Source organism: Oleiphilus sp. HI0117 (genome assembly GCF_001635235.1).
On record NZ_LWGA01000446.1, the window covers coordinates 1 to 424 of the forward strand.

Below are 424 nucleotides of genomic sequence, written 5' to 3' on the forward strand. Positions count from 1 at the left end.
ATTGGCTTCTTAAGCCGCCAACTTACCAATACCGGTAGCTTTGGTGTCTTTTTAGAGCCCATTATTCAGGTTTTTCGCCCAAATTGGCGTCACGGAAGAACTAGTGCTCAAGTACTCTTCATAAGAAATGAAACAGATGACATCTACACGCTGACTTTAAGGCCAGAAAAAAAATGGACTGGTTTTAATGCCGGACAATATGTACAGCTAAGCGTTGAAAAAGATGGCGCAATGCTAACACGTACCTTTAGCCTTTCCTGCTCGCCTAAACACTTTCTTCGCACAGGTGAAATCACCTTAACCATACGCGCAAATGAAGAAGGTGCTGTAACGCCATGGCTCAACCAAGCTTTGAAAAGTGGTGACACTGTTTACTTATCCGAAGCCCAAGGTGATTTCCAACTAAGCAACTCAGTAAAAGACA

1 protein-coding gene is annotated in these 424 nt (G+C 43.2%); it reads left to right on the forward strand.

Annotated features, from left to right (window positions below):
- The coding region (locus tag A3757_RS05165) for an FAD-binding oxidoreductase (RefSeq protein ID WP_231878219.1) at positions 1–424 on the forward strand (424 nt) is incomplete at both ends.